15 protein-coding genes and 1 pseudogene are annotated in these 19,586 nt (G+C 44.1%); 5 read left to right on the forward strand and 11 right to left on the reverse strand.

The window, feature by feature from the left end:
* The 4 genes and pseudogenes from G5B06_RS19625 to G5B06_RS12080 form a co-directional block, all read left to right on the forward strand.
* Positions 1-808: pseudogene (locus G5B06_RS19625) on the forward strand (RNA-guided endonuclease InsQ/TnpB family protein); the annotation flags it as partial.
* Positions 809-997: 189 nt separating this feature from the next.
* Positions 998-1,447, forward strand: coding sequence for a hypothetical protein (locus tag G5B06_RS12070; protein WP_148445186.1), 450 nt, complete (start codon positions 998-1,000; stop codon positions 1,445-1,447).
* A complete protein-coding gene (locus G5B06_RS12075) occupies positions 1,447-1,932 on the forward strand; it encodes a hypothetical protein (protein WP_148445187.1) in 486 nt (161 codons plus the stop codon). Before G5B06_RS12070 ends, G5B06_RS12075 begins: the two co-directional genes overlap by 1 nt.
* Positions 1,933-1,936: 4 nt before the next feature.
* Positions 1,937-3,004, forward strand: a complete 1,068-nt coding sequence (locus G5B06_RS12080; protein ID WP_148445188.1) for a type IV pilus twitching motility protein PilT — start codon at positions 1,937-1,939, stop codon at positions 3,002-3,004.
* 76 nt (positions 3,005-3,080) lie between these two features.
* On the opposite strand, the gene G5B06_RS12085 is transcribed toward G5B06_RS12080, so the two are convergent.
* The 10 genes from G5B06_RS12085 to G5B06_RS12130 form a co-directional block, all read right to left on the reverse strand.
* Positions 3,081-3,581, reverse strand: coding sequence for a COG2426 family protein (locus G5B06_RS12085; protein WP_059086725.1), 501 nt, complete (start codon positions 3,579-3,581; stop codon positions 3,081-3,083).
* Positions 3,582-3,597: 16 nt separating this feature from the next.
* Positions 3,598-4,656 (reverse strand): histidinol-phosphate transaminase, encoded by a 1,059-nt coding sequence (hisC, locus tag G5B06_RS12090; protein WP_173762036.1) that lies wholly within the window; start codon positions 4,654-4,656, stop codon positions 3,598-3,600.
* A gap of 195 nt (positions 4,657-4,851) precedes the next feature.
* Positions 4,852-6,027 (reverse strand): NAD(P)-dependent malic enzyme, encoded by a 1,176-nt coding sequence (locus G5B06_RS12095; RefSeq protein ID WP_015526165.1) that lies wholly within the window; start codon positions 6,025-6,027, stop codon positions 4,852-4,854.
* A 56-nt stretch (positions 6,028-6,083) separates the two neighbouring features.
* Positions 6,084-7,286, reverse strand: coding sequence for an Ldh family oxidoreductase (locus tag G5B06_RS12100; protein ID WP_330385180.1), 1,203 nt, complete (start codon positions 7,284-7,286; stop codon positions 6,084-6,086).
* A gap of 101 nt (positions 7,287-7,387) precedes the next feature.
* Entirely contained in the window at positions 7,388-8,122 is a 735-nt protein-coding gene (locus G5B06_RS12105; RefSeq protein WP_173762035.1) for a FadR/GntR family transcriptional regulator, read from the reverse strand.
* A gap of 177 nt (positions 8,123-8,299) precedes the next feature.
* On the reverse strand, positions 8,300-9,886 hold the full coding sequence (locus G5B06_RS12110) for an ATP-binding protein (protein WP_173762034.1): 1,587 nt from the start codon (positions 9,884-9,886) through the stop codon (positions 8,300-8,302).
* A 153-nt stretch (positions 9,887-10,039) separates the two neighbouring features.
* Positions 10,040-12,499: a glycoside hydrolase family 3 protein gene (locus tag G5B06_RS12115; RefSeq protein ID WP_173762033.1), complete on the reverse strand. Its 2,460-nt coding sequence runs from the start codon at positions 12,497-12,499 to the stop codon at positions 10,040-10,042.
* Positions 12,500-12,519: 20 nt separating this feature from the next.
* On the reverse strand, positions 12,520-13,365 hold the full coding sequence (locus G5B06_RS12120) for a carbohydrate ABC transporter permease (protein ID WP_044961860.1): 846 nt from the start codon (positions 13,363-13,365) through the stop codon (positions 12,520-12,522).
* Positions 13,365-14,318 (reverse strand): carbohydrate ABC transporter permease, encoded by a 954-nt coding sequence (locus G5B06_RS12125; protein WP_173762032.1) that lies wholly within the window; start codon positions 14,316-14,318, stop codon positions 13,365-13,367. The genes G5B06_RS12120 and G5B06_RS12125 overlap by 1 nt, the downstream gene beginning before the upstream one ends.
* A gap of 72 nt (positions 14,319-14,390) precedes the next feature.
* Complete coding sequence (locus G5B06_RS12130; RefSeq protein ID WP_173762031.1) at positions 14,391-15,758, reverse strand: ABC transporter substrate-binding protein; 1,368 nt, start codon at positions 15,756-15,758, stop codon at positions 14,391-14,393.
* A gap of 173 nt (positions 15,759-15,931) precedes the next feature.
* Here G5B06_RS12130 and G5B06_RS12135 point away from each other — a divergent pair, with 173 nt between their 5' ends.
* Positions 15,932-16,672, forward strand: a complete 741-nt coding sequence (locus tag G5B06_RS12135; protein ID WP_118608163.1) for a helix-turn-helix domain-containing protein — start codon at positions 15,932-15,934, stop codon at positions 16,670-16,672.
* A gap of 138 nt (positions 16,673-16,810) precedes the next feature.
* Here G5B06_RS12135 and G5B06_RS12140 read toward each other — a convergent pair whose 3' ends face one another.
* Entirely contained in the window at positions 16,811-19,510 is a 2,700-nt protein-coding gene (locus tag G5B06_RS12140) for a GH36-type glycosyl hydrolase domain-containing protein (protein WP_173762030.1), read from the reverse strand.
* Between the last annotated feature and the right edge of the window lie 76 nt (positions 19,511-19,586).

Here is a 19,586-nt window from a genome sequence, read left to right on the forward strand (position 1 = left end):
CCAAATCGGTAAAACATTCGATTGAAGATGCCTGTACAGCTTTTTCAAGATTTTTCCATCATCAAAGTGGTTTTCCACGGTATAAGAAAAAAGGACGATCGAATGTAAAAATGTATTTTGTAAGAAACAATCCCAAAGACTGTCTTTGCGAAAGGCACCGGATTAAGATTCCGACGCTTGGATGGGTAAGGCTGAAAGAGAAAGGTTACATCCCAACATCTAAGGATGGATACATAATCAAAAGCGGAACTATTCAAATGGAACTGTCTATAGAAATATTAATAAAACAGCACGAATAAGAAAACTTGAAAAACAATTAAGGCGGGCACAGCGAAAGCTCTCCCGTAAATATGAAAATTTAAAGAAAGGAGAGCCCACTCAAAAAGCAAATATACGTAAACAAAAGCTTAAAGTACAGAAGCTTCATCAGCGTCTGGAAAATATTCGTACAGATTATATCAATAAGACGATATCTGAGATTGCGAAAACCAAGCCATCTCATATAACGGTTGAGGATCTGAATGTATCCGGGATGATGAAAAACCGGCATCTTTCAAAAGCAGTTGCATCACAGAAATTTTACGAATTTCGCACAAAACTGAAGACAAAATGTGAGGAATTTGGAATTGAATTACGGATAGTCAGCAGATGGTATCCTTCTTCAAAGATCTGTCACTGCTGCGGACACATCAAAAAAGACCTGAAACTTTCAGACAGAGTCTACAAATGTGCATGCGGTTATACGGAAGACAGAGATTTCAATGCAGCACTGAATCTGAGAGATGCAGAAACTTACGAAATTGCATGATCCCGCAAACGTAAGCATGTACCGAAGGCTATTTCGGGAATTTACGACTGTGGAGTGTACTTAGGATCTGTGAGTAGAGATAACTCCGGTTGCTCAAAAACATACACGAAGAAACAGTAAGTGGTATTCGAGAGAAGCCACATTATCTCAATGTGAGTATATTTAATCATATTTTGAGTGGCAGGCATCATGAAAAAAACACAGCATAATTCCGGCACCAGCCTTTTTCTCATGGAAATGATCCTGGCTCTTTTATTCCTGTCCCTTTCCTCTGCTGCCTGTATTCAGATTTTTGCGGCAGCCCGGAAAAACCGTATTCAGGCAGAACAGTGGAACCAGATCCAGGCACTCACTACTTCCGCCGGGGAAGCACTGGAGGGTACCGATGGTTCTCCGGCAGAACTTCTGTCCCTTCTTCCAGGCGGCATCCAAAAAGAGGACAATCTGATCTGGTATTATGACGACACCTGGCAAAACTGCTCCGAAAAAAACGCGTCTTATGAAATGATTTTTTCTCCGGATACTTCCTCTTCTGAAAAATCCGGAGAGCTGTCTTTCCTCCAGGTTTCGGACAAGCATATGATTTACCGGATTCCCTTAAGTTTTCCGGCTGAATACAGCGAAAAGGAGGGTTCCTGATGAAACAGAAGCATACTTTTTTTGTAACCGTGGGAATTCCCTCTCTGTTTCTGATTTTTTCTGTTCTGTGTCTCTGTGTACTGGCTCTTCTCACTCTTGGAAGTTCACGGTCTGGCCTGAACACCGCCAGGTATTCCATGGAACAGACTGAAAAATATTATAACGCCTGCAGCAAAGCCACAGAAACCGTATCTGAAATTCGAAATGAGCTGTCTCAGTACGCAGATAACGCTTCTGATGAAGCAAAATATTTTTCCCTGATACAGGCAAAAGCAGATACTGACAGGAATTTTTCCTGGGATTCCACGAAACATACCTTAACTTTTTCTACTGAAATCTCAGATACCCAGCAGCTTTGTACTGTACTTGAAATTTTTTACCCAGCAAAAAACAATGGTTCCGTTCTGGAAATCCGGCAGTGGAATACTGATCTTACCAATTCCTGGGATCCGGATACACGCCAGAATCTTTTTAAAGGAGAGTGAAATTATGGATATAGAAACCCCTATTCCCGATTTTCTGACAGAAGCAGCCAATAAACGCGTTTCTGATATCTTCATCATTGCAGGCCGCCCTCTGGCCGAAAAAATCGACGGTCATCTTCTAAGCAGTGGAGAACGACTGATGCCTGCGGAAACCGAAAATCTGCTTCGCATCATTTACAAACTTGCCGGAAACCGTGATATATCCCGGCTTCTGGAAACCGGTGACGATGACTTTTCGTTTTCCATTCCCGGCGTCTCCCGTTTCCGTGTCAACGCTTATAAACAGCGTGGTTCCCTGGCTGCCGTGATCCGTGTAATCGCCTTCAAACTGCCGGATCCTGCAGAGCTTTCCATTCCGGAGGATGTGATGAGTGTTTCCGATTATACCCGTGGTATGGTTCTTGTTACCGGTTCTGCCGGAAGCGGTAAATCTACCACTATGGCCTGCCTCATTGACCGGATTAACCATACCCGGGAAGGCCACATTATTACCCTGGAAGATCCTCTGGAATATCTTCACCGCCATGACCGCTGCATTGTCAGCCAGCGAGAGATCTGCACCGACACCGAGAGTTACTTGACTTCTCTTCGTGCCACCCTCCGCCAGAGCCCCGATGTAATCCTTCTGGGTGAGATGCGTGATTATGAAACCATACAGACCGCCATGACTGCCGCAGAAACCGGACATCTGGTTTTTTCCAGTCTGCATACTCTGGGCGCTGCCAACACCATCGAGCGTATCATGGATGTCTTTGAACCTTCCCAGCAGCGTCAGATCGCTATCCAGCTTTCCATGGTCCTTCAGGCGGTTATTTCCCAGCAGCTGATCCCGGATGTGGACGGCCGCAACATTCCTGTTTTTGAGATTATGCGCCTGACACCTGCCATCCGAAATATGATCCGTGACAACAAAGTTCATCAGATCGAAGGCGTAATCTCCACTTCCAGCCAGGATCAGATGCGTTCCATGGACCAGAGTCTTCTGGAATTATACAAAAAAGGCCGTATCACTAAGGATACAGCCGTGAGCTATGCAATGAATCCGGATATGCTGAAACGCCGGCTTATGTAACAATGCCTGAAAATACAAAATTCCTCATCACCTACCAGACTTCGTGACAGTGATGAGGAATTTTTATTTTTCTTAATCAGTGCACTACATTTCCTACAATTCCATAGGAAACAATATACATAATGGCACTTGCCATAAAAAGTCCGCACAGGATCGCAATGGAGGATTTTTTGATATCCACCTCAAGAAGAGAGGCGATCAGTGCACCTGTCCAGGCGCCGGTGCCCGGAAGGGGGATTCCCACAAACAGCAGAAGTCCCAGAAATTCATATCTCTTGATCTGGTCACTCTTTCCCATAGCCCTGTTTTCCAGCTTTGTGATCAGACCTCTGAACGTCTTTGTTTTTTTCATCCATTTAAAGATCTGCCGGATAAAAAGCAGGATAAACGGAATCGGAATGATATTTCCCACGATACAGATCGGCAGTGCCTTTGCAGCCGATATCTTCAGCAGAGAGGCTGCCAGAAGGCCGCCTCGAAGCTCCAGTATCGGGATCATTGAAATGATGAACACAGCTCCCTCAGGAGAGATAAACTGTGCAAGGTGGTGTGAAAACCACTGTACCAATACTTCCATAATATCTCCTTAATCGTTATTTCTGCAGATATTCCTTCAAGAATTCTACTAGCTTTTTCATCTCCTCATCCGTGCCGATGGTGATACGGAGATGATTATCGATCCTGTCCTTCGGGAAATATCTTACATAGATATGTTTCTCCCTCAGTGCTGCGAAAAGCTCTTTTGCCGGACAGCTCTCATGTGTGGCAAAAATAAAGTTGGATCTGGAATCCTGGAAGGAAAATCCAAGCTTTCTGAGCTCTGCCTTCGTCCACTCTCTTGTTGTAATGATCTTATGGCAGCATTCCTCAAAATATGCCTTATCCTCCATAGATGCCACACCAGCTGCAATGGTAGTACGATCCATTGTATAGGAGTTAAAAGAATATTTCACATCATTGAGATATTTGATCAGCTCCGGATTTCCGAAGGCATATCCGATACGCATGCCTGCCAGGGATCTGGACTTGGAGAAGGTCTGCACAACAAGCAGATTATCATATTTTTCGATCAGCGGCAGTGCGGATGCTGCTCCGAAATCCACATACGCCTCATCTACGATCACGATACTCTCCGGATTCTTTGCCACGATCTCCTCGATCTCGGAAAGAGGCATTTCTACGCCGGTCGGTGCATTTGGGTTAGGGAATACGATCCCACCGTTTTCACGGAAATAATCTTCCTTACGGATATGGAACTCCTCATCCAATGCCGGGCGTTCATATGGGATCCGTAAAAGATCTGCCCATACATCATAGAAAGAATAGGTGATATCCGGGAACAGGATCGGTTTCTCTGAATTAAAAAATGTGAGAAAACACATAGCCAGTACATCATCGGAACCAACGCCTGTAAATACCTGCTCGTCCTTCAGTCCGTAGAACGCGGCAATACTGTGTACCAGGTCTCCTGCTGTCGGATCCGGATAAAGTCTCAGGGTATCGGCATCAAGGGCCTTCAGCGCCTTCTCCACACCCGGAGCCGGTGAATATGGATTCTCATTTGTATTCAGTTTGATCATGCCACTCTCATTTGGCTGCTCGCCAGGAGTATACGGCACTACTTTTCGTATATTAGCTTCCCATGGTTTCATGCTGTGCTTAACCTCCTATCATATTCTTTTGCTATTGTACTCACTGAGAGGACATTTGTCAAAGGGTAATACCACCTGTCAGATGCAAAAAGACACCCGTACCGGGTTACAGGGTACGGGTGTCTGATTTATTTTCTTAACTTATGAAGGGCTGTTCTGGTCTGTATCGGACGGATATCCGTGCTGTATCTGTAATCAGATACGTGCTACGCCTGTTGCTTTTGCTGCCTCTGCTACTGCTTTGGCTACAGCCGGTCCGACTCTCTTGTCGAATGCCTTCGGAATGATATACTCCGGAGAAAGCTCCTCGTCTGTGATCAGATCTGCAAGAGCCTTGGAAGCTGCGATCTTCATCTCATCGTTGATATCGCTTGCTCTTACGTCAAATGCACCACGGAAGATTCCAGGGAATGCAAGAACGTTGTTGATCTGGTTCGGGAAGTCACTTCTTCCTGTTGAGATAACCTTTGCTCCGCCTGCTTTTGCGTCATCCGGGAAGATCTCCGGTGTCGGGTTTGCGCATGCGAAGATGATGGCATCTTTGTTCATTGTCTTAACCATCTCTGTTGTCACTGCTCCAGGAGCGGAAACACCGATAAATACATCCGCGCCAACCAGCATCTCTGCAAGAGATCCCTGTTTCTTCTGAAGGTTTGTGAGCTTGCTCATCTCTTCCTTAACCGGGTTCATTCCTTCTGTACGTCCCTCATAGATGGCACCCTTTCTATCGCAGAGTGTAACATCCTTGAAGCCTGCTTTCAGAAGAAGTCTGCAGATAGAGATAGCAGCTGCACCTGCACCGTTCATAACGATACGAACATCCTCTTTCTTCTTTCCGACAACCTTCAGAGCGTTTGTCAGACCTGCAAGTGTGATAACTGCAGTTCCGTGCTGATCATCGTGGAAGATCGGAATATCACATTTCTCTTTCAGTTTTTTCTCGATCTCAAAGCATCTCGGAGCGGAGATATCCTCAAGGTTAACACCACCGAAGGATCCGGAGATCATGTAAATAGTATTTACGATCTCGTCTACATCATGGCTCTTAATGCAAAGCGGGAATGCGTCTACATCACCGAATGCCTTGAAAAGCACACATTTACCTTCCATTACAGGCATACCAGCTTCCGGTCCGATGTCACCAAGACCAAGAACTGCGGAACCATCTGTTACAACAAGACACATATTCCATCTTCTTGTAAGTTCGTAGGATTTATTGATATCTTTCTGGATCTCAAGGCAAGGCTGAGCTACACCTGGTGTATATGCAAGAGAAAGGTCGTCTTTATTCTCAACCGGAACTCTTGTAACAACCTCGATCTTACCTTTCCAATCTCCGTGCAGTCTTAATGACTCTTTTGCATAATCCATTTTCTTTTCCTCCTTGGATAATTATGATATATTTCATTTCAAAAGGATTACCTGAATTAATAATTACCATTGAAGAATTTACTGTCCTTCGGAAGCTCATAGCCTTCAAAATAAGAGCCAAAATCAAGCTTCAGATAACTGCAGAGATCAGCAAGCTCTACCATGGTATTGTCGTTGACCGGAATGCCATTCTCTTTTCTGTCTTTTTCAGCAGCTACCTCTTTCTCGCCGTGTGTATAGATCCTGTCCTGACCGTCTGCCTTCGGACTCTCCCGAAGTGCCTCAAGATATTCTGAAAAATGCTTGCGGATTGCATCCGGATCTCCGAATGCCGCCGGGTTGATCGCCATAAATCCATGGCAGATACCGGTCTTATCCGGGAATGTACAGCATTTGTCAGAGGTAACGCCCATGGAAAGAATAGAGCTGAACAGCTCACAGAGCATTCCATAGCCATATCCCTTATGGCTTCCGCTGACTTCCTCGTTTCCACCAAGAGGCATGATCCCGCCGCCCTTCTTGGCTACGATGTTTGCAAGTACATCCGGTGCATTATTGCTGGCATGACCGTTTTTGTCAAGTGCCCAGCCATCCGGAAGAGGCTTGCCCATCTTATTATACATTTCCAGTTTACCTCTGGTTACAACTGTCGTAGAACAGTCAAAGAAAAACGGATACGGATCTGCAGGCATAGCGACTGCGATCGGGTTGGAGCCCAGCATAGCCTTTCTTCCGAAGGTCGGTACCATGATCGCCTCGGAGTTGGTACATGCCATTCCAAGAAGTCCTTCATGACAGGCCATGTTCGCATAATATCCTGCAATACCGAAATGGTTGGAATTTCGTACACTTACGATTCCCACACCAGTTGTCTTTGCCTTCTCAATTGCCTTTTCCATGGCAAAATGGCTGATCAGCTGGCCCATTCCATTATGTCCGTCTATCACGGCAGAAATCGGTGTCTCAAAAACAACTTCCGGTTTCGCCTGGGGATGAATAGTCCCCTTCTCGATTCCTTTATGGTAACGAACCATCCTCTGCATTCCGTGGCTCTCGATTCCATACAGATCAGCAGTCAGAAGAACATCTTTAATGATGCTTCCTTCTTCCTCAGAAAAGCCAAACGCTTTGAAAACGTCTCCGCAGAAATGGTTCAGTGTGTCATAACTCCATTTTACATATCCCATGATCGTAAGTCCTTTCTCCTGATATTTCCGGCAGGTTACTGCCATAATACCAAACTTTTTTGGTATTACCAATACAGTCCCTATTATAGCACTCGGTCTTACCAAAATCAATAGTGGTCTTACCAGATCAACGGGATTTTTACTGAAATTTTATTTAATTTTTGTCAGGTGGATCAGCGATGAAATACAAGGCTGTTCTCACCCTGCTGCTGTGCGATCTCAATTATATATTTCTCAATGGTTTCCATATGTTCGCGCATCAGCTTCTCCGCCTGGTTCCGGTCTCCGGAAATAATGGCTTCCACCAGTCTTCTGTGCTGGTCATCCACCTCAAGAGCGGAATTATGTTTCTGCATAATATAGGCTCGGGTACCGGAAATGATCTCCTCTGTCAGCTGTGCTGCCGCATCCAGAACATTATAGATCATAGGATTTCCTGCGATCCTGCCGATCTTCGTATGAAGCTTCTTATCAAGACCTGCACGAGCTTTCTCATCCTCTGCGCTCTCCAGCTGTGCCAGAATGGAACGCAGATCTAATGCGTCCTTCTCCGTACAATTCCCGGCTGCAAGAAGAGCAGCCTCCTGCTCCAGCGCAGAACGAAGCTCCTGCACCTGCTGTACATGGCTGTTATTCAGCTGAAAAAGAAGGGCCAGTGGTGCAGAAAGCCACTGATCCATATTCTCGGTGATATAGTTGGCTCCGCCGCGGACCGTTGTGACGATTCCCATCAGTTCCAGTGCCCGCAGGACTTCACGGACAGCAGGTCTGGAAACTCCCAGTGATTCTGCCATAACACGTTCCGCAGGTAAAGTGTCCCCCGGCTTCAGTTCTCCGTGCCGGATATTGTCTATGATCTGTGTTAATATTCCGTCAAATGCCCGTTCCTCTGTAATCTTTGTAAACATGTCGTCCGTTTCGGCCGCCTTCCTTTTTTATTGTGTTGTCTTTAAAAGTCCCGGAATGTATTAATATCTGTGCAATTTGACTATCTACGCACCTTCTTTTGGGACTTTTATGGTAAATATTATACTGTAATTTACCAATTTAATCAATAGTAAATAAGCAATTGGTCAGACAAACTATCACTTTATCCCATTATTGAGAATATTTTCCACTTCCTCCATCTGACCCAGAAGCATTTTCTGGCGGTCGTCAAAAAGAAGACCTTTATTATGCCTGTAATATTGGTCAGAACCGTTCTCCCGAATGAACCAGAGACTATAATAGTTGGCATTCAGTTCTGTGATAAATGCCACCATTTCCTGACTGTCCCCAAAGGCAGCTTCCATAAAGTCGAAAACGTTCTGAAGAGTAAAGGATATTTCGTCGGTTCGGTTTTCGTAGGCTTCGGTTTCGGATTCAAAGAGGGCTTTCACAAACTCATAGTTCCTGTTTGACGATAGAACTTCCGATTCTGCTGCAGCACTTCTGCCTCCTGCCGGCTCTGAACCTGATCCGGTTTTATCTGATCCGGTTGATTCCGAAGCTGATTCCAATCCGGACGCATTTTCAAAGAATGACACAACACGTTTCTGTATACGTTCCTGCTGTTTTGTAAGAAGCTCACTCTTTTTATCCTTTTCAAGATCCGCCTCTGCTTTTTCCAGGAGATTTTTTGCTGTAAGGCCGTCCTGATTTTCTCTGAAGTACACCATATAATCATACAGTTTCGTGAGATAGGCATCAGTAAGACAGCATTCTGTAAAAAGCTCGCCGAGTTTTCCATTAAGAAGGCTTACAATACTCAAATGCTCGTCCAGGGAAGCTGTGTGAATCTTGCCCAGAGTGATGGAATCCCACTTTCCTTTCAGGATGTCTTCCACCTTATAGTCCGTTCTGTACTTATAATAAAGAGCCAGATAGCTGGCAAAATCTTTCGCGATCATCTTATGCTGGATGTACTGGCTGACCACCTCCCGGTCTACGGTTTTTCCAAGGATCTCATAAACCTGGATCAGACGGGAAAGATCCTCCCAGCCTCTGGCTGTTGCAAAAATCTTTCCATCTACAGTATTCTCCACCCTGTAGAAATTTTTTCTACGAAGCTCCAGATAGGAGATCACCGCCGGATGAATTCCCTGCTGATAGGCGTATTCCTTCCACACATCAAAGTCTGCCTCCACATCGATCTTCTTGATACGGTCCAGAGTGACCACATCGAATTCCCGGACGGATTTGTTATATTCTGGCGGGTTGCCTGCTGTGACGATCACCCAGCCTTCCGGCACCTTCTGGTTTCCGAAGGTTTTTCCCTGAAGGAACTGCAGCATCATCGGCGCCAGTGTTTCAGATACGCAGTTGATCTCATCAATGAACAGGATGCCTTCTTTCAGACCTGTTTTTTCCATTTTGTCGTAAACGGACGAAATGATCTCACTCATGGTATATTCCGTGACAGAAAATTCTTCCTCACCATAATTCTTTTTTACAATAAAAGGAAGTCCCACAGCACTCTGCCTGGTGTGGTGGGTAATGGTATAGGAAACAAGAGCAATCCCGCATTCCCTTGCTATCTGTTCCATAATCTGTGTCTTTCCGATTCCCGGAGGGCCCATAAGAAGGATCGGTCTCTGTCGGATCGCCGGGATCCGGTACTCACCGAATTCGTCCTTTGAAAGATATGCTTCTATGGAATCTCTGATCTCCTGCTTTGCTCGTTTTATGTTCATGGTATTCTCCTTTTCACGGCATATAAAAAACTGCCTGCAGGATTCTCCGCCTAAAACGGGTTGCCTTGCGCGACATCTACAAAAAATATGCCTGAATCCAATGATAAATCGAAAATTGAATTCAGGCAAGTTTTTCACTACTATATATTTTTTTTATTCTGCTGTCAGTGTGTGTATCAGGTTCAGAATACGTCCCGCACACATTCTGACAACTTCTTCCGAAAGCTTTCCGTCTTCAAAAGCTTTTCGGATATTTTCTGCATCGGCTGCATTACCAGGCATGATAATATCATTTCCTGCTGTCACGCATTTCCACGGAATACTTCCATCTTCCGGAACCGTTGTATTCCAGTCTGACATGATCACACCGTCAAATCCCCATTCTTTTCGGGCAATGGCTGTACAGAGATCAACACTGTTTGCAACATGGACACCATTCAGTAAATTATAGGAAGACATGATTGCCACTGGTCTGCTTTCTTTAACTGCAATCTCAAAACCACGCAGGTAAATTTCCCTCAGGGCACGTTCTGATACCTGTGCATCTACGCCCATACGATTATCTTCCTGATTGTTGCAGGCAAAATGCTTAACGGTAACACCGCAGCCAGGTCTGCTCTGCACTCCTTTTGTCATGGCTGCTGCCATGGTTCCGGAAAGCAGCGGATCTTCGGAATAATACTCAAAATTTCTGCCGCACAGAGGGTTTCTCTGAATATTAAGACCAGGTGCTAGCCAGAGATCTATGTGGAATTCTTCCATTTCTTCTGCAACTGCTATTCCAACTTTTTCCACAAGGGCAGTATCCCAGGTCTGAGCCAGTGCAGTTCCAACCGGAAATGCCGTACAGAACTGATAATATCTGTCTGCGTTTTCGTGAGTCTCATCTGTTCTCAGGTATCCGTTTTCCAGAGATCCAAGGACACCGATTCCATATACTGTGTCTGTTTCTCTGTCTACTTCATAATTCTGCTGAAGTCTCAGTCCTGCCGGCCCATCGGCCATGATCAGTGGGGAAACGCCATATTGCTCATAAAGAGCAGCCGTGGTCTCACCGGCAGAGCCAGGAACACGGATTCCTGCCGCCCCCAGATTACTGGAGATTCCAGCAATATTTCCATAAAACAGCGGGAGCAGATCCTTTGCAGGAATCTTATTTTCCGGTTGGCAGGTGCATTCTGTTCTCTTCTCTGGTTCAGGATAATAGATATATCTTCCAATCTTCTCATTCTCTGCCTTCTCTTTCCATTTCAGAGTTCTGGCAGAAAGATTCTGGCGGTCATAAACTTCTTCAGTAATATCAGTCTGATTCTCAAGGATATTCGTTTTATCCAGGATCACACTCTCCGGCACTTCAAGCATTGCAGCCAGCGTAAGCGATGCAATGCTGTTTCCGACCCAGACAGCATAATAACCTTTTTCAGCAATCCAGGCATGCTGCTCTTCAGAAAAATATGCCAGTGTCTTTCTGTCGATCCTGATTTTCAGCAGTTCTTTTTCCCCCGGCTTCAGAAGTTTTGTTTTTGCAAAGCCAGCCAGTCGACGGTATTCCTTCCCTGATTCATCCTGTGGAAGAGACACATAGACCTGCACGACCTCTTTTCCCGAAAAAGTTTCTCCTGTATTCGTTACCTCTGCTTCAACTTCAACGCCATCCCCTGATGTTTTCATCCCATGGAAGCGTATCTGCATTTCTGTGTAAGAAAGTCCATATCCAAACGGAAACAGCGGTTTTACACCAAAAGTATCAAAATAACGATATCCTGTATAAATTCCTTCCTTGTACTCTTCTCTTTCAAGCTTGCCATTAAGATAGCTGTATTCCTCTGCACACGGATAATCCTCATACCTTCTGGCCCATGTTGCAGTCAGCTTGCCGCCTGGAGTTACCTTTCCCAGAAGGACATTGGCGAGGGCAAGTCCGCCTCTTTGTCCAAGCTGGGAAATATTCAGGACAGCACAGATATTTTCTGTTTCTTCCAGAATATCTGTCAGTTCTACCGGACCGCCGGAATTCAGGATAAGTACTGTAGGAATCTTCTGTGCATCAAGGAACCGGATATCCTCCCGCTCCCGTCTGCTCAGATAATAATCTCCCTCGACCCTGCGCCTATCCTTTCCCTCACCGGAAATCCTGCTTACCACATAGATTGCTGTCTGGGCATCGACAGTATCTTCTGCTGTGACTGCACGGCCTTCCGGCATTGCAAAGGGATTTTCCGCATAGGCATCAAAAGGATTTTCCACAAACTTTGCTTCTTCCAGTATTTTTTCTTTCCATGCCCGGCGTGCTTCTGCGTATATTGACTCATAATTGGCCAGCCATTTCTCGCTTACGATCTGAATACCGTTTTCTTTCAATCCCTGATAAATAGAAATGTTACTTCTGTTATTCACATCACCGGAACCTGTTCCGCCTTTCACTGTCTTTCCCGCACCGGCGCCGTATAAACCTATTTTCGTGGAAATATTCAGAGGGAGTGTTTTTTTATCATTTTTCAGCAGTACAATACCCTCCTCTGCTACTTTTTCCGAAAGAAGACCGTTTCGTATTTCACGGTCTGACATGCTGTGTTTCTTTGTTCCGCTGTGTTTCCATTTCTTAACTGTCATATCTTACCTGCTACCTTTTGTTATTCTTTTACGCCTCCAAGTGTCACTCCTGCGATGATAAACTTGGAAAGAAGGAGATATACGATAATGATCGGCACAATGGCAACTGTGATCATCATGTAAATCTTACCCATATCAAAATTCATATAATCTGCTCCACGAAGTGTTGCAATCAGGATTGGAACAGTCATCTTGCTTTTAGACTGGATAACCAGAGCAGGAACGAAATAATTGTTCCAGGAGCCTACAAATGTAAAAATCGCCTGTACAGCGATTGCCGGCTTCATGATTGGCAGGACAATACTGTTGAAAGTACGGAATTCTCCGGAGCCGTCAATTCTGGCTGCTTCTACCAGCGACATCGGCAGTGAGGACTGCAGATAGCTGTACATAAAATAGAATACGGCCGGTGACGCAACAGACGGAATGATCAACGGAAGCAGGGAATCATATAATCCCATCTTTGTGATCAGACGAAGGAAGCCCATTGCAGTTACCTGTGTCGGCATGACGAGGATCGCCATGATAAATGTAAACGCTACATTCCTTGCCTTGAAATCATAGGCATAAAGACCATATGCTGTCAGTGAGGAAAAATATGTACATAATACTGCACTGCATCCGGACACGATAATACTGTTAAGAATTCCCCTGAACATCGGAAAGCTTCCGTCATTTGCAACATTCATCAGGTTTTTCCAGAAATATTTTCCAGGAAGAGCAGAAAATCCCTTCTGAAGCTCTGCATGAGAATGAGACGCATTCACGATCAGTACATAAAAGAAAAAGAGACACATAAAGGAAAGAATAATAAGTACCACATGTGCCACGATACTTCTGATCCTGCTGGCTGTCTTATCTTTCATCATTTTGTTTTTCTCCTTTCTGCTCTTGCTCTCTTTTTCGCTGCTTTCTTAGATCCGTCCGGATCATTGTCGTTAGTCATACGATATACAAAGAAGCAGAGGATTGCACTGATAATAAACAGGTATACAGACAATGCTCCGGCCATACCATAATTCTTGCTCTTCAGATGGCTGTTCAGGAACATAATCAGTGTCATGGATGTTCTGTCCGGATTACCCTGTCCGTTTGTGAGGATCTGCGGTACATCAAACATCTGAAGGCCACCGATGATGGAAGTGATCAGAGTATAGGAAAGAATCGGACGAATCAGTGGAAGCGTAATATAGAAGAAACGCTGAATGCTGTTGCATCCGTCCAGATCCGATGCTTCAAAAACATCCATACTGATTCCCATTACTGCTGCCATCAGCATGATGGTCGTGTTTCCGAACCACATCAGGAAATTCATGAAACCTACCAATGATCTTGTTCCCAGAACAGAGCCCAGAAAATCAATCGGTTCCTTTATCCAGCCCAGTGAACACAAAATGGAGTTTACAGGTCCGTTTGTGGAAAACATGGTAAAAAACAGAAGTGCAAATGCTGATGCCATGATCAGGTTCGGCAGATAAATTACAACCTTAAAAAACTGCTTGCCATGAAGCTTCAGCCTGGCATCAGTAAACCAGCATGCAAGCACCAGTGCAACAACGATCTGCGGAACAAATCCGATCACCCAAAGGATCAGTGTATTCAGTCCGTATTTCAGCATGTCAGAATGCAGAAGACTGACATAATTGGCAAGTCCTACAAAATTAGGACCAATCTGCTTGATTCCAGAACGGAAATATTCAAAAAAGCTGTATCTCACTGTATCAAACAGCGGAATCAGCGAAAAGATAAAATAGATCACAAAAAACGGAAGAATAAATATGTATCCCCATTTTCCGTAATTAACGCTCTTTTTCTTCATAATGCTCTTCCTTTCCAGCAAACTGCAGGATCCAAAGATCCTGCAGCATCAACAATTATCCTCATGTGGTATTTATTCCGGCCACTGGATCTCTGTGATCTCCGGATAACGCTCCTGAATAGCTGTCTCAAAGTTGGCTTTTGCTTTGTCAAAGTCTACTTTACCCTGGAAGTAATCACTGAAAGCGTTCTGGATCAGCTCTACACAACCCTGGTCATATGCGGAAAGCGGTGCGATCTTGATATTCTCTGCAACCGGTGCAAAATACTCAAACGGGTTCTGTCCACCAAGGAAATCAGATGCGAAATCTGCATTTGTAGCTGCATCTTTCATACCGGATTTTGTATTTGTAAAATCAGAGTATTCTTTGGAAATCTTAAGAAGATTATCCTGATTTCCCGTCATTGCCAGGATAATATCTTTGACATGTTCCGGATTATCTGTTCCTGTTGCAGCCTGAATGTAAGAGCCACCCCAGTTGTATTCCTGCGGAGGATTTGTAACAGCCCAGTCACCTTCTGCTCCATCCCAGTTTGGTTTCAGAGTAAAGTCGATACCCCATGCCGGGAAGAGGAATGCGAATACCTTGGACTCAGAACTCATTGCCTTGTTCCAGTCATCGTTCCACTGACCTTTTACAGTTTTGTTAAGATAACCTGCATCCAGCCACTCTTTGGAATCTTTTACCCAGTCCATGATCTTTGAATCTACTTTGATCACAGAATCACCGGACTCTACCCACGGATTCTCAATGCTGTTTCCATATAAACGAAAAGTGTCTGCATAAGAAGCAAATGTATAATATCCTTTTTCTTTCAGCTGAGCTGCTGATTCTTTGGCTGTATCCCAGTCTTTCATCTTCTCGCCAACTTCTTTCGGGTCATCAGTACCGAAAACATCTTTCGCAATGTCACGACGATATACAAGGACACCCGGGCAGCACTGCCATGTGGCGCCTCTCTGTACTCCATCCGCATCAGAAGCTGTTGTTTTCGTGAAATCATACTGATCTGCAAGATCCTTGTCCGGATCAATGCCAAGATCAGTAAGAGGCATTGCAACATCTGCATCTTTGTCTGTATATTTGAATACATAATCTGTCTCAGAAAGGAATATGTCTACCTTATCATCTGCACTTGCATCAGCCTGGTTGAGAAGTGCCTCATCCAGTTTCTGCTGATATACGCCATCCTGGTTCGGATTTACGACCCAGTGGATCTCTGTACCATCTTTCAGTTTTGTAACTGTACCATCTTTGGAAGTGGACTCTACTTCCGGATAAACAGCTTCCAGTCTCTGACGGAACTCATCATTCCAGGAATAAATATTGATCACTTTTCCCTCATCCGATCCTTTTGCAGATACACAGCTTACATTTGCTGCCAACATTCCACAAACCATTGCTGCTGCAAGGATCATAGATACCGCTCTTTTTTTCATAGTATAAATCCTCCTTTTTCTGTAGCATCCCCGATGCTTTACCTTTGATGATAAAAATATACCATTTTTTTATCTGCGATTATATTATTAATCTTAACAAAATGTCAGATTCATGTCATAATATAAGAAACCAATACATTCCTTAAACACCAACATATAAGGAGGATATCAATATGTCCATTTCCCAAGACTGGATTACTAATGAACTGGAAGATACAGAACTGGAAGCTCTTCATCGCTCTCCCTCTGTGGAATATTCTTTTTACAATGCCGTAAGAGCCGGTGATATGGAAGCTGTAAACAAAAACTGCGAGGAAGACTCTTTTCTTCATCTGAAGGGAACCGGTATCCTCTCCAAAAATCCTCTGACCAACCTGAAGTATCATTTCGTTGTCACTACTGCCATGCTCACCCGTTACTGTATTGACGGTGGACTAGAGTCTGAACAGGCATATCGTCTCAGCGATTTTTACATTCTGAAAATGGATTCCTGCACCACTGTACGCCAGATTGCAGATCTGCATCATATTATGGCCAGAGATTTTACCGGAAAAATGATCCTCCAGAAAAAAAGCTCTATTCTTTCCAGACCGGTCATGCAATGCGTGGACTATATTTACGGTCACATTAAGGAGCGTATCACCATTCAGGATCTGTCAGAACATACCGGACTCTCTCCCAGTTATCTGTCCAGAGTATTCAAACAGAATCTTGGAGTATCCATAAGTGATTACATCCGCGAGAAAAAAATCGAAAAAGCCACTCACCTGCTCCGATACTCTGATAAAGCAGTCGTTGATATCGCCAATTATCTGAATTTCTCTTCACAGAGTCATTTTATCCAGATCTTTGAAAACTTCACCGGCCTTACCCCAAAGAAGTACCGTGACAAATATTACAAATCCATGTGGTAAACATCCTTATTATTATGGCTGATATTTTTTATCAGCATCAAAAACGACATCCCGCAGCTTTTTTACAACTGTGGGATGCCGTTTTCCTATTGATACTTCTGTTTCTGTAATTTAACAATTATGTATAACCGATTTCGGTTACATCAGTTCCACTTTGATCCTGTGTGTTTCTTTTACAGAAAGCTTTTCGAGCAGTTCCCGATCTATACGTACACAGGTACTCTGTTTGTTTTTCATTTCCTTTTCATCGCACCATACTGTTTTTATTTTATATTCTGAAGGAAGTTTTTTCTCCAGATTGCAGATACAGATCTCCAGCTTTCTTCCGGCAAATTCCATAGTAAGAGATGCCTGTCCATTCTCATTATACTGCTCCGGCATCAGTGCCGGCGCGATCACCAGATCTCCAAGATCTCCTCTGACGCCAAATACCTCTGTGATCATAGTCAGCATATACCAGCTTGCAGCACCGGTAAGATATGCATACAATCCTCTTCCCTGATTATCAAAATATTCCGGAATTCCAGGATACATCCTGCTGTTCTCAAAATCCATGGCAGCGTCCAGAAGCGTTTCCAGAACCTTATATCCTTCTTTTGCATAGCCATTTTTATACAGTGCATTGCCATACATAACAGCCATATGGGAAAATACCGCTCCGTTTTCCTTTTCTCCATAAGCAAACCCGAACATTCTTCCCAGATCAAATTTTTCTTCATGGAAATTGGTATTCAGGCGATATCCTCCTGCCTGACGGTCAAAAAGATATTTATCCGCACTTTTACAGATAGACTCAATCTGATCTTTCTGTGCGGTTTTACTCATGATCGCAAATACCTGACTGGTAAGCATCATACGTACCTGGCTGTTTTCTGCCCTTTCCACAGGACGTTTATGATCATCATAATATCCGTTGAACCAGCCGTTTTCTCCGTCTTTTACCCATTCTCTTCTGCGGATGTTTTCCATCATCCAATCTGCCTTTTCATCCAGATTCCGGCTAAGCTGGTCCAGACGGATCACAATAGTATTTCCGCTGATATCATGTGCACATTTTTCTGTGTACTGTCTCAGAAGCTGCTGTTTTTTCTCCGGGCTTTCATAAAGCTCACGGTCTCCGGTAAACAGGATTTCCATTTCTTCCGCAACTTCAATCCTGTCAAACATTTCCTTTTCCTGAAGTTTTCTCAGATATTCTGCGATGTTCTTCATATTTCCAGCATATGCACAGGTAAATGCCACACTCTCACCATTTTCCCATGCCATATCTATGGCATCGTTCCAGTCTGCCCCGTGAAGTTTCATCTCGTTGTGCTCTCCTACATCATAAAAAGCACAGAGATTTTCCAGCAAAATGTGTTCCAGAACCGTTCCGTAATAAATCTCACCGGATTCTGTTTTCTGATTTTCTCCATAGGCACTGCTCCATTTTTCATCATGCGCAGTTCCTCTTTTTGTCTGAAGATCCTTGAAATATGGAATCTTCTCAAAAAGGACATTCATATCCCCGGTCTGATCCATATAAAGCTGCGTTGTCACAAATGGCCAGAAAGCATGATCCATCCACACGCGGGCAATGTTGTTGCGGTCTGCGATAAATTCACCCTGTCTGTTTCCGATGATCGTGGCATTGGTTCCATCGATGCGTACTCCACCGTAATTATCGACGATCATCTGACGTACAACAGAAGGCTCCATGATCAGAAGTGCCAGACAGTCCTGCCAGAGATCACGCCAGCCTCTTCCACCTTTTCCATAATCATGATACGGGAGGAATGAACAACCGTAAATTCTTCTTAATATCGGCTGGAAACAGATCCATTTCAGATAATTATCTCTGTCCTCATCACCTGTCTCAAAAGAAACATTCACTTTTTCTGTCCAGTGTTTTTTTACATGTTCAAATTCTCTTGCAACCTGTTTTTCAGTTCTGTAAAACCGTGCAGTCTCCTCCGGCAGCTGATTTCTTTCAGATATTCCCGCTGTCACAACATATACAGCTGTTTCATGTGGTCTCAGAACCCTGGATGCAAAACGAATACCACCGACAGCTTCCTTTCCTTCAATTTCTGTTCCTGCCGGAACACCTTTTTTCTCTTCTCTGACCACCTCCGGAATCAGGAAAGAACCGCCTTCTCCGATAAACATTTCCACATCAGGATAAAAGCTTTCCGGTTCCGTTCCCTCGCCTTCAGATCCATATACAAAATATGCAGTATTATTCTTCTGATGACCTCTTTCATCAAAAGAAAGCACCGGTTTTACTTCAACACCGTACTCCGTTATTCTTATCCTGTGCAAAAGGGAAGTCACATGCCTGTGATCTCTGAGATTGTCTGCACTTCTTCCATATACAGGTATTACAGCAACCGGTGTGATCTCCTGTTCTTCCTCTTCAATATTGGTAATCTTTACAAGATGGACCTCCGCATCACCTTTCACTGTCACAAAAGACAAAATCTCTGACTGAAGTCCGTATTTCTCAGAAGTTCTGTGCAACTTCTGCCACATAAATCCGGCTTCCAGGCTGCTTTTATCCTGTTTATCAGTATATTTCTGAAATTCCTGTTCTGCCGAAACTCCGCATGCTGACCAGTAACCTTTTCCTTTTATCTTGCACCAGAAATTTCTGGTGTTTCGATTATTATGAAGATTCTCAATGCTTACCGGTTCCAGCAGAAAATGATTCTGATCCAGTTTGCTGTCTCCTCCCAGAGAAGGGGTGATCGCGGATTTCAATCCGTTTTCTCCGGCCAGAGGTATATATAAACCGCTGTAATTCTCCGGATTTTCTATGGAAAAGCTTCCATTTTTATCCTGAAATTTTATATATTTCATTCTGTGATCTCCTTCCTGCCAAAATAAAACGGTATTTATATTCCATTTTACTTTGTATTCATAAATGTGATCTCCT

It is taken from the genome of Blautia luti, assembly GCF_013304735.1.
Taxonomy (GTDB): domain Bacteria; phylum Bacillota; class Clostridia; order Lachnospirales; family Lachnospiraceae; genus Blautia_A.

What these genes read in the sequence shown, in the direction of transcription:
- G5B06_RS12070 (WP_148445186.1), top strand. Translation starts at nt 998, where the DNA reads ATGAAAAAAACACAGCATAATTCCGGCACCAGCCTTTTTCTCATGGAA.
- G5B06_RS12105 (WP_173762035.1), bottom strand. Translation starts at nt 8,122, where the DNA reads ATGTTTACAAAGATTACAGAGGAACGGGCATTTGACGGAATATTAACA.
- G5B06_RS12080 (WP_148445188.1), top strand. Translation starts at nt 1,937, where the DNA reads ATGGATATAGAAACCCCTATTCCCGATTTTCTGACAGAAGCAGCCAAT.
- G5B06_RS12085 (WP_059086725.1), bottom strand. Translation starts at nt 3,581, where the DNA reads ATGGAAGTATTGGTACAGTGGTTTTCACACCACCTTGCACAGTTTATC.
- G5B06_RS12095 (WP_015526165.1), bottom strand. Translation starts at nt 6,027, where the DNA reads ATGGATTATGCAAAAGAGTCATTAAGACTGCACGGAGATTGGAAAGGT.
- G5B06_RS12120 (WP_044961860.1), bottom strand. Translation starts at nt 13,365, where the DNA reads ATGAAAGATAAGACAGCCAGCAGGATCAGAAGTATCGTGGCACATGTG.
- G5B06_RS12140 (WP_173762030.1), bottom strand. Translation starts at nt 19,510, where the DNA reads ATGAAATATATAAAATTTCAGGATAAAAATGGAAGCTTTTCCATAGAA.
- G5B06_RS12125 (WP_173762032.1), bottom strand. Translation starts at nt 14,318, where the DNA reads ATGAAGAAAAAGAGCGTTAATTACGGAAAATGGGGATACATATTTATT.
- G5B06_RS12110 (WP_173762034.1), bottom strand. Translation starts at nt 9,886, where the DNA reads ATGAACATAAAACGAGCAAAGCAGGAGATCAGAGATTCCATAGAAGCA.
- G5B06_RS12130 (WP_173762031.1), bottom strand. Translation starts at nt 15,758, where the DNA reads ATGAAAAAAAGAGCGGTATCTATGATCCTTGCAGCAGCAATGGTTTGT.
- hisC (WP_173762036.1), bottom strand. Translation starts at nt 4,656, where the DNA reads ATGAAACCATGGGAAGCTAATATACGAAAAGTAGTGCCGTATACTCCT.
- G5B06_RS12115 (WP_173762033.1), bottom strand. Translation starts at nt 12,499, where the DNA reads ATGACAGTTAAGAAATGGAAACACAGCGGAACAAAGAAACACAGCATG.
- G5B06_RS12075 (WP_148445187.1), top strand. Translation starts at nt 1,447, where the DNA reads ATGAAACAGAAGCATACTTTTTTTGTAACCGTGGGAATTCCCTCTCTG.
- G5B06_RS12135 (WP_118608163.1), top strand. Translation starts at nt 15,932, where the DNA reads ATGTCCATTTCCCAAGACTGGATTACTAATGAACTGGAAGATACAGAA.